The organism is Herminiimonas fonticola (assembly GCF_040395855.1).
GTDB lineage: Bacteria > Pseudomonadota > Gammaproteobacteria > Burkholderiales > Burkholderiaceae_D > Oxalicibacterium > Oxalicibacterium fonticola_A.
Genome location: NZ_JBEBPO010000008.1, coordinates 38,426 through 47,288, shown reverse-complemented (window position 1 = coordinate 47,288; position 8,863 = coordinate 38,426). Strand labels below are relative to the sequence as shown.

Here is an 8,863-nt window from a genome sequence, read left to right as displayed (position 1 = left end):
AATAACAATCACAACGACCAGTTCAATCAAGGTAAAACCGGCTTGTTGCTTGGAAAAAGATTTCACTTTCATTTTGAAACTCCCTGTAAAAAATTAATTAACTCAATCCCACACATACGGAACGATCTGTTCCAGCACTACACCTTCAATTGCCTTTCCAGAAACCGGCCGTTCCGCCACTGGAAAACTTCTTGCTGCCAACAACAAATTTGTCTTGAAACGCAACTGCGGCAATGCGGTATCTTTGCCTTTCGCAGCGCTATGCACGAAATACACCAGATTGCGTTCCTTCAAATCGAAATACCAGCGCCCCGACACATCGCCTTCCGGCAGTTGATCAAAATATTCGCCGCCATAATTGTTCGGCTTTTGCGCCAGCCACAGCATCGGGTTCTGCTGCACCAGATCGCTGGCCTCATCCAGGCGGTTATTCACGATCAGCGATGCAACGCGCAACTGCAATGCACTTTGCAACACGCCTACCGTCTGTTCCACCGCCGTTTTTTCCGCCATCTTCTGGTAGAAACGCACACGGTTGAGCAGCACCGTCGCCAGTACGCCAACAACGCAGGCCACCACCATCAACTCCAGCAAGGTAAATCCCCCTTGCCGATGCGCACATCCTGTTCCGAAGCCTGACTGATTCCGCATCAGCGACCCAGGGCTGCCTTGCCCAGATCCCAGATCGGCAGGAACACGCCCAAAGCCAGGACAAGCACCAGTATCCCCAAGCCGACAATCAGAATCGGTTCGATCTGCGCGGATAAGGTCTTCAATTCATAATCGACTTCACGCTCATACATGGCAGCGATTTCATCCATCAGACTATCCAGCTCACCTGTCTCTTCGCCGATCGCAATCATTTGCATCACGACTGGTGTGAACACACCGGTTGTCACTGCCGTACGCAAAATGCTTTCACCGCGTTCCACACCATCGCGCATCTGTTCGATACGACTGGCGATATAGGTATTGCCTACCGTCTGCGCCACCACGTTCAAGCCCTGCACGATGGGTACGCCACTTTTGCTTGAGAGCGCAAAGCTGCGAGCAAAACGCGCCAGTGTTCCCTTCAACATGATTTTTCCGGCAATCGGAATACGCAGCTTGAACTTGTCCCATTGGTACCTGCCGTTCGCTGTATCGACATACATTTTGAAAGCGAACGCTGCACCCAAAACTATCGCCAGCAACAGATACCAATACTGCACCGTAAAGTTCGACGTCCCGATCAGCATCTTTGTCATGAACGGCAGCTCGGCCTTGAAACCTGCATACACCTTGGCAAAGGTCGGAATGACAAACAGATTGATCACGATCATTGCCACCATCAATGCCGATACAACAAAGATCGGATAACGCAAAGCTGTACGAATTCGTTGACGCATATCGCGATCAAACTCGAGGTAATCGAACAGGCGCAAAAATACTTCTTCCAGCCGTCCTGTCATTTCACCCACGCGTACCATGTTGGTATAAAACGGGCTGAACACTTTTGGATGACGACGCATGGCGGCAGATAATTCACGTCCTGCATCCAGCGATTCGCGCAAATCCTTGACCACAAGTCCGAACGACTTGTTGATCGCAGATTCCTGCAAACCTGCCAGTCCGCGCATGATGGGCACCCCTGCCTTCAACAAGGTATACAACTGGCGACTGAACAATTGCACATCGATCGAACGTATCTTCGGTGCAGTCAGCTTGCTCCACCAGTCATTGCCATCGCTGCCTGCAGGCTTGACCGTTACAACGATCTCGACTGGCGTGACACCGGTAGTAAATAACTGATCGGCCACACTGCCGCTGTCCATACCTTCAAGAACACCTTGCAGCATTTCTCCACGTGCATTGCGAGCCTTGTATGCGAAAAACGGCACATTGATTCCTAAAATTAAATCATGCGCGAGAGTAAGAGAAAAAAGCTTCCTCCAACACAAGTAATTACGCCAATTAACAAAATTTAACGAATGTGTTGGAACTAAGTGCTAATAAATTTCCACACGGAAATTTATCGAGCATGCTCGGCATTTTTTAATCGCATCGGGGAAAATAAAATTATTTCCACATGGAAATAATTGCGGCGATTAAACGAGCATTCAAGGTGAAATTTCACTGGAAAATGACGCATACGCGATTGAATCGATTTCACATCGCGTTTGATGAAAAACGGTTTTTCATCGCGAGCAGAAAATTGAACGCGGAGCAATACCGCATTTATGAGAAGTCTTGCGATAAAAAATTGGCGTGAAACAACATTGTTATTTCACGCCAACTTTTAACTCCATCCCGGACCTTGCATACTGCACCATCGGTGCGTCTGTTCAATCTTCCTGCTGATTGGTAATCCGCATCGCTTCGCTGACTGTGGTCTTGCCGACGGCAACCAGAGATACCGCATGACGTCGCAAGGTTTGCCCTGCCATTTGCCCTTCGGCTACCTTGATGAAATGCGTAGGGTCATGACTGTTTGCCGCATGGGCCACGGCTTCTGTCATTTCCAGCATTTCATACACGCCGGTACGTCCGCGATAACCTGTGCCATTACAGTGCGAACAACCACGACCATGTTTGTAGCGATGCGCATTGACCGTATCGCCCAACTCGCTTGTCAACCATTCGTGTTCGGCTGGAAGCAATTCATAGTCGGTCGCACAGCTTTCGCAAATAACCCGCACCAGCCGTTGTGCCAACACTACCTGCAGCGAAGTGGCGACCATATAGCGCGGCACCCCCATATCAAGTAAGCGAATCGGCGTACTGATGGCGTCGTTCGTATGCAAGGTGGATAGCACCAGATGGCCGGTCAGCGCAGCGCGCATACCGATGTGTGCGGTTTCCTGATCGCGCATCTCGCCGACCAGAATCACGTCCGGATCCTGCCGCAATGCAGAACGCAACACGCGGGCAAAACTCAAATCGATCTTGTCGTTGACCTGTACCTGATTGATGCCGGGCAGACGATACTCGACTGGATCTTCGACGGTAATCAGCTTGCGTTCCAGCGAATTCAATTCTGCCAGCGCACCATACAGCGTCGTGGTTTTACCGCTGCCGGTAGGGCCGGTTACCAGCACCAGTCCATTCGGGCGCCGAATGATCTGACGGAAGCGTTTCATCATCTCGACCGGCATGCCGATGGAGTCCAGCATCAAGGTGCCGCCGCTCTGATTGAGTAGCCGCATCACGACCGATTCGCCATACTGCGTTGGCATGGTCGAAATACGCACATCGATATTTTGATGGCGTACCTTGATTGCAAAACGTCCGTCCTGCGGCAGGCGTTTTTCCGAGATATCCAGTTCGGACATCAACTTCAAACGCAATGCCAGCGACGCAGCGATCTTAATATCCGCTTCTGTCTGCAAATGCAAAACACCATCAATACGGAAACGAATCTGCAAACGCCCTTCCTGCGGCTCGATATGAATATCGGACGCGCGCACCTGCGTCGCATCGTCGAACACGGATTGCAGCAGCTTGACGATAGGCGCCTCTTCCAGCCCCGGCGTCATGCCCATGGTGCCGAAATCAACCGGGCCGTCGCTCAGATCTTCTTCCAGCTCACGTGCGAAATCGGTGATTTCTTCAGTACGGCGGTAAATGCGATCGATCGCCTGCAACAACTCGCTTTCATTGATGACGGCGAGTTCAATATCTCTTTTGAGCGAACGGGAAATTTCATCGTAGGCAAACAGATCAGTCGGATCGGCCATGCCGATCAGCAGCGACTTGCGGCGATCTTCCAGTACGATGGCGCGAAAACGACGCGCCTGCGTCTCCGGCAACAGACGCACAGTCTCCGGATTGACATTGAAAAATTTGATATTGATATACGGGATATCCAGCTGTCTAGCGAGCGCAGTCGATATCTGCTCTTCGGTCACCAAACTGTTTTCCACAAAAACACGCCCGAGTTTGCGACCTGTTCGTTTTTGTTCCGTCAGAGAAAACAGAAGTTGCTCCTCGGAAATTAATTTTTGTTGAACCAGGATTTCGCCTAGACGAACCTTTTCGGGCCGAGCCATAGAGTCCTCTTAATATAAAAATACGTGCGTATTCTATGCTGGAACAATGCCATTCCAAGCGCAGTCATTGTGAATTAACAATTCGGGCAGCGTCAAAGCAAACCGGCGGTGTATGACAATTGTTTGCAGAATTGGACTTGCACACGCAGACAATGCAACGGAATGCATATGCAGATTCTGTACAACACAATGCCTTCATGTATATTCTCAGGCACTGATTCATTCTATTGAGACCCTATGTCGGCTGAAATCCAGGCATCGCGCCACGAAGCAACACTCATACTCACGCTTTCCAATCCCGGCGCAAAAAACGCACTGCATCCGGATATGTTCGCCGCAGCAATCGAAGCATTCTCCACTGCAGAACGCGACGACTCGGTACACGCCGTGATCCTGACCGGCGCCGACAATTTTTTCTGCGCCGGCGGCAATCTCAACACCTTGCTGGAACTGCGCGCGCAGGATAGAAGCGATCAGGCAGATGCAGTCGACAGTCTGCGCGGCTGGATAGAAGCGATCCGCGATTGTCCTAAACCGGTGATTGCCGCAGTCGAAACTGCGGCCGCAGGCGCGGGCTTTTCATTGGCGCTGGCCTGCGATCTGATCGTCGCCGGCAGCAATGCGAAATTCGCGATGTCGTATATCAAGGTTGGCCTGACGCCGGATGGCGGTTCGTCCTGGTTCTTGTCGCAGGCCTTGCCGCGTCAGTTGGCAACTGAAATCATGCTGGAAGGAAAACCTGTTCCGGCACAACGCTTGCACGATCTCGGCGTCATCAACCGCATCGTCGCCGATGGTTCAACGCTGCAAACTGCGCTGGACTGGGCCGATGAACTGGCCGCCTTGTCAGGCCATGCTGTCGAACGCATCAAATCGCTGGCGAGAGAAGTGCGCGATCATTCGCTGCCGCAGCATTTCGAAATCGAAAAAAATCACTTCGTCGATAGCCTGAATCATCGCGATGCACAGGAAGGCATCCATGCATTTCTGGAAAAGCGCGCACCGCATTACAAATGAATTGCAAATGAACGCGACAAAAAGACGGCGCGTCTATCTGATGCGCCACGGCAGTGTGACCTACTTCGATGCCGACGGCACACCCTACCCGCCGGATGAAGTACCGCTAAATGAACAAGGCCGCAGGCAAACCAGCGCGGCAGGAGTGGTCTTCGCGCAACAAGGAATACGCTTCGATCGCGTGATCGTATCGAATCTGCCGCGCACGATCGAATCTGCACTGCGCGTGCTGGCAGAAACCGGCCAGCAAATCGAACTCGAACAATGGCCGGAATTTCAGGAAGTGCGTGGCGGCGTGCTGGAAGACATTCTCGACGATGATCTGGAAGAAGCCTTCACCAGCGCCTTCTCCTGCATGGCAGAGGAACACAAGCAATTTCTCGCAGGCGAAAGCGTCGGCCAGTTGATCGATCGCATCCATCCCGTCATCGATAGACTGCGCGCAGATGCATCGTGGGATACCGTGCTGCTGGTGCTGCATGGCGGCGTCAATCGCGCCGTGCTGTCCTACGCGATCACCGGTCAGCGGCTGTTCCTCGGCAATCTGGAACAATCCCCTGGTTGCATCAATGTGCTGGATGTCGGCGAACGCGCCAAGGACTGGGTCGTGCAAACCATTAATTACGCGCCACTACTGCCGCTACAGACAGAGTCGCGATACACCACCATGGAAGAAGTGCTGCATCAATACCGCAAGTCGCGCGGACTGTAAGCCTCCATTCTTCTGCACTCTCTGTCTGCAATTACCAGCCAAAGCAGACAAATACAAATTTCTGCATAATCGTACAAAATTTGCGCATGCGCTTCTGCACGCCACGGCTACTTCAGGAGAAAAAATTGATAGACCTTTATTCCACTGCCACACCCAACGGTCACAAAATTCACATCATGCTGGAAGAATGCGGCTTCCCTTACCGCATGCATCATATCGATATCGGTGCCGGTGACCAGTTCACAGCGGAGTTTCTGGCGATTTCGCCCAACAATAAAATCCCGGCGATTATTGACAGCAAGGGGCCGGACGGCAAACCGATGTCCTTGTTTGAGTCCGGTGCCATCCTGGTTTATCTCGCTGGCAAGGCAGGCAGATTTCTCGGCGCTACCGATAGAGAAAAATTCACGACCCTGCAATGGCTGATGTTTCAAATGGGCGGCGTCGGGCCGATGCTGGGTCAGGCGCACCACTTCCGTCTCTACGCACCGGAAAAAATCGACTATGCAGTCAATCGTTACACGAATGAAGCAAAGCGTTTGTACGGTGTCATCGACAAGCGCCTGGAAGCAAGCAGCTACCTCGCCGGCGAAACCTATACCATCGCCGACATCGCCACTTTCCCGTGGCTGCGTTCGTGGAAAAATCAGGGGATAGAATTAGCGGACTTCCCCAACGTGCAACGCTGGTTCAATGAAATCAGTGCGCGTCCCGCAGTGCAAAAAGGCGTCACGCTGTTTACCGATGTACGCAAGCCGATCACCGATGATAAATCGAAGGAAATATTATTCGGCGCAACGCAGTACGCCAAACATTAATCAGGGCAGACCAGGCGAACGATTTTTCGTAGCAGGAAAAATCGTTCGTCTTAAGCGTAATGCCGCAGTATCAGTTCCGCCACGCAAACCGGTTTTTCACCATCCGCGCATTCCATCGTCGCTTCCCATACCATCTGCACGCCGCCGGAAAATTCTTCCGCCGATTGCAGCAACAGTCGTGCACGCACCCGGCTATCGACTAGCACCGGCGCCGGGAAACGCACCTTATTCAAACCGTAATTCACGGCCAGTTTGCACGGTGGAAAAGTGATTGAAGACTGCAACAGCATGGGCAGCAGGGAAAGCGTCAGGAAGCCATGTGCAATCGGCACACCGTATGGTGACTCACTACGGCAGCGTTCGATATCGACATGTATCCATTGATGATCGCCGCTGGCTTGTGCAAACAGATTGATGCGCGCCTGATCGATGAGTACCCAGTCGGATACTGCAACTTCCTGGCCAGCCAGATTCCTGAGTTCGTCCAGCGATGCAATGTGGCGCATATCGGTTCCGATCAAATTATTGCAGCGATTGTTTCAATGTATTTGGCAGCGGCAAGGATACGACATCAATACCTTCGTCGGCGAGTTCAGCGCGTTCTTCAACCGTCGCCACACCGCGAATGCCGCGCTCGGGCGCTTCATTGTAATGAATACGGCGCGCTTCCTCGGCAAACTGGGTACCAACGTCTTCAGTATCGGCAATCACCTTGCGTGCAAATTCCATCAATTGATCCTGCACGCGATTGCCGTCCTCACGCGCACGCGCAGTGGCACCGGATAAATTCAAACGAGGGGAAGATGGCAAGCGTTTGATCGTTTGATTGCCGCACAGTGGGCATTCGATCAAATGTTGCGAGGATTGCGTGAGAAAGTCATCTTCGGAAGCAAACCATCCTTCAAAGCGATGATCATGTTCACAACAAAGGTTATAGACTTTCATGAGTTTGGTGCCCGGGACCGGAATCGAACCGGTACACCGTTACCGGCGAGAGATTTTAAGTCTCTTGTGTCTACCTGTTTCACCACCCGGGCATGTCACGATTCTAAAACAGACAAAAAATAAAAGCGCCCTCGGCGCTTTTGGAAAAACTGGAGGCGGGGGTCGGGATCGAACCGGCGTAAACGGCTTTGCAGGCCGCTGCATAACCACTTTGCTACCCCGCCACGGATTCGTATTGTATCGCGAATCAAACCTGCTACATGCGACACACACAAACACTAAAACCGAATTGCGAAAAAACTGGCACTGCTCGCGAATAAAAAAGGAAGCCTGATCAGCTCCCTTGTAGAAATCTGGAGCGGGAGAAGAGTCTCGAACTCTCGACCTCAACCTTGGCAAGGTTGCGCTCTACCAACTGAGCTACTCCCGCATATTTACATCTACTTCATTACAGCTATTTCAACTACCTGATTGAAATGACGACTGCAGAATTACTGCCGACTTATCAATCAATAAAAAAGGAAGCCTGATCAGCTCCCTTGTAGAAATCTGGAGCGGGAGAAGAGTCTCGAACTCTCGACCTCAACCTTGGCAAGGTTGCGCTCTACCAACTGAGCTACTCCCGCATCAACAACAGGTGCGTATTATAGAGGAATGACTTTGCTTGTCAAGCACTCTGCGCGTCAAACTTACAGCAAATGTCCTGCGCTTTCCTTGATCAGCGGCCAGGCCTTGCGCAGGTAATAAAACATAGACCAGACAGTAAGCACTGCCGCAACCCATAACAGAATGTCACCCCAGAATTTGAGATTGATACCCCAGATACTGTCGTAATAAAGCAGCATCGGTATCGCCACCATTTGCGCAATAGTCTTGATCTTGCCGAGCGAGCTGACGGCAACCGATTTCGCTGCACCAATCTGCGCCATCCATTCGCGCAAGGCGGAAATCGTGATTTCGCGACCGATGATGATGAACGCGAGGACGGCATTGACGCGATCAAGTTCGATCAGCACCAGCAAGGCGCCGGCCACCATTAATTTATCGGCCACCGGATCGAGAAATGCACCGAAGGCCGAAGTCTGATTCCAGCGACGCGCCAGAAAACCATCTATCCAGTCAGTCAGGGCAGCAACAATGAAAATCAGGGTGGCGGCCAGGCCTTGCGTTTTATTGAATGATCCCAGCCAGGCATCCGGTATGTACAGCACGCCAACCATCAGCGGAATCAGCGCAACGCGCAACCATGTGAGAAGAATAGGAATATTGATGGGCATATCAAACTTTACATTTTCATGAATGTGCTGAGTCTCGCATAAGCACGCATTGCATGCGCACCCGTA

10 protein-coding genes and 4 tRNA genes are annotated in these 8,863 nt (G+C 51.8%); 3 read left to right on the top strand and 11 right to left on the bottom strand.

Annotated features, from left to right (window positions below; translation table 11 throughout):
- From ABWP27_RS02530 to ABWP27_RS02515, 4 genes are all read right to left on the bottom strand, one after another.
- Nucleotides 1-72, bottom strand: a 72-nt coding sequence (locus tag ABWP27_RS02530; protein ID WP_353153072.1) for a type II secretion system protein, incomplete at its 3' end; no start/stop codon positions are given.
- Between the two features lie 30 nt (nucleotides 73-102).
- Nucleotides 103-651 carry a prepilin-type N-terminal cleavage/methylation domain-containing protein gene (locus ABWP27_RS02525; RefSeq protein WP_353153066.1) on the bottom strand — a complete coding sequence of 183 codons (549 nt, stop codon included), beginning with the start codon at nucleotides 649-651 and terminating at the stop codon, nucleotides 103-105.
- The gene (locus ABWP27_RS02520; protein WP_353153064.1) at nucleotides 651-1,880 is read right to left on the bottom strand and encodes a type II secretion system F family protein; all 1,230 of its coding nucleotides are present in this window, start codon (nucleotides 1,878-1,880) and stop codon (nucleotides 651-653) included. The genes ABWP27_RS02525 and ABWP27_RS02520 overlap by 1 nt, the downstream gene beginning before the upstream one ends.
- Nucleotides 1,881-2,324: 444 nt before the next feature.
- Nucleotides 2,325-4,028, bottom strand: a complete 1,704-nt coding sequence (locus ABWP27_RS02515; RefSeq protein ID WP_353153062.1) for a GspE/PulE family protein — start codon at nucleotides 4,026-4,028, stop codon at nucleotides 2,325-2,327.
- Nucleotides 4,029-4,265: 237 nt separating this feature from the next.
- Between ABWP27_RS02515 and ABWP27_RS02510 the strand changes: the two genes are divergently transcribed.
- The 3 genes from ABWP27_RS02510 (at nucleotide 4,266) to ABWP27_RS02500 (ending at nucleotide 6,575) form a co-directional block, all read left to right on the top strand.
- The gene (locus ABWP27_RS02510) at nucleotides 4,266-5,045 is read left to right on the top strand and encodes an oxepin-CoA hydrolase, alternative type (RefSeq protein WP_353153060.1); all 780 of its coding nucleotides are present in this window, start codon (nucleotides 4,266-4,268) and stop codon (nucleotides 5,043-5,045) included.
- Nucleotide 5,046: 1 nt separating this feature from the next.
- On the top strand, nucleotides 5,047-5,757 hold the full coding sequence (locus ABWP27_RS02505; RefSeq protein WP_502905310.1) for a histidine phosphatase family protein: 711 nt from the start codon (nucleotides 5,047-5,049) through the stop codon (nucleotides 5,755-5,757).
- Nucleotides 5,758-5,882: 125 nt separating this feature from the next.
- Entirely contained in the window at nucleotides 5,883-6,575 is a 693-nt protein-coding gene (locus ABWP27_RS02500) for a glutathione binding-like protein (RefSeq protein WP_353153056.1), read from the top strand.
- A 50-nt stretch (nucleotides 6,576-6,625) separates the two neighbouring features.
- Here ABWP27_RS02500 and ABWP27_RS02495 read toward each other — a convergent pair whose 3' ends face one another.
- The 7 genes from ABWP27_RS02495 to pgsA all read right to left on the bottom strand — a co-directional run bounded on the left by ABWP27_RS02495 (nucleotide 6,626) and on the right by pgsA (nucleotide 8,797).
- Nucleotides 6,626-7,081: a MaoC family dehydratase gene (locus ABWP27_RS02495; RefSeq protein WP_353153054.1), complete on the bottom strand. Its 456-nt coding sequence runs from the start codon at nucleotides 7,079-7,081 to the stop codon at nucleotides 6,626-6,628.
- Nucleotides 7,082-7,097: 16 nt separating this feature from the next.
- A complete protein-coding gene (locus ABWP27_RS02490) occupies nucleotides 7,098-7,520 on the bottom strand; it encodes a DUF1178 family protein (protein ID WP_353153052.1) in 423 nt (140 codons plus the stop codon).
- A 5-nt stretch (nucleotides 7,521-7,525) separates the two neighbouring features.
- Nucleotides 7,526-7,612, bottom strand: a tRNA-Leu gene (locus ABWP27_RS02485).
- Between the two features lie 58 nt (nucleotides 7,613-7,670).
- Nucleotides 7,671-7,744 (bottom strand) — tRNA-Cys (locus tag ABWP27_RS02480).
- A 130-nt stretch (nucleotides 7,745-7,874) separates the two neighbouring features.
- A tRNA-Gly gene (locus ABWP27_RS02475) sits at nucleotides 7,875-7,950 on the bottom strand.
- Between the two features lie 120 nt (nucleotides 7,951-8,070).
- Nucleotides 8,071-8,146: transfer RNA gene (locus tag ABWP27_RS02470), tRNA-Gly, on the bottom strand.
- A gap of 63 nt (nucleotides 8,147-8,209) precedes the next feature.
- Nucleotides 8,210-8,797, bottom strand: a complete 588-nt coding sequence (gene pgsA / locus ABWP27_RS02465) for a CDP-diacylglycerol--glycerol-3-phosphate 3-phosphatidyltransferase (protein ID WP_353153050.1) — start codon at nucleotides 8,795-8,797, stop codon at nucleotides 8,210-8,212.
- Nucleotides 8,798-8,863 lie beyond the last annotated feature (66 nt).

Bases quoted from the DNA above. Each gene is read 5' to 3' on its own strand.
- pgsA (WP_353153050.1), bottom strand. From the start codon at position 8,797: ATGCCCATCAATATTCCTATTCTTCTCACATGGTTGCGCGTTGCGCTG.
- ABWP27_RS02510 (WP_353153060.1), top strand. From the start codon at position 4,266: ATGTCGGCTGAAATCCAGGCATCGCGCCACGAAGCAACACTCATACTC.
- ABWP27_RS02515 (WP_353153062.1), bottom strand. From the start codon at position 4,028: ATGGCTCGGCCCGAAAAGGTTCGTCTAGGCGAAATCCTGGTTCAACAA.
- ABWP27_RS02525 (WP_353153066.1), bottom strand. From the start codon at position 651: ATGCGGAATCAGTCAGGCTTCGGAACAGGATGTGCGCATCGGCAAGGG.
- ABWP27_RS02495 (WP_353153054.1), bottom strand. From the start codon at position 7,081: ATGCGCCACATTGCATCGCTGGACGAACTCAGGAATCTGGCTGGCCAG.
- ABWP27_RS02490 (WP_353153052.1), bottom strand. From the start codon at position 7,520: ATGAAAGTCTATAACCTTTGTTGTGAACATGATCATCGCTTTGAAGGA.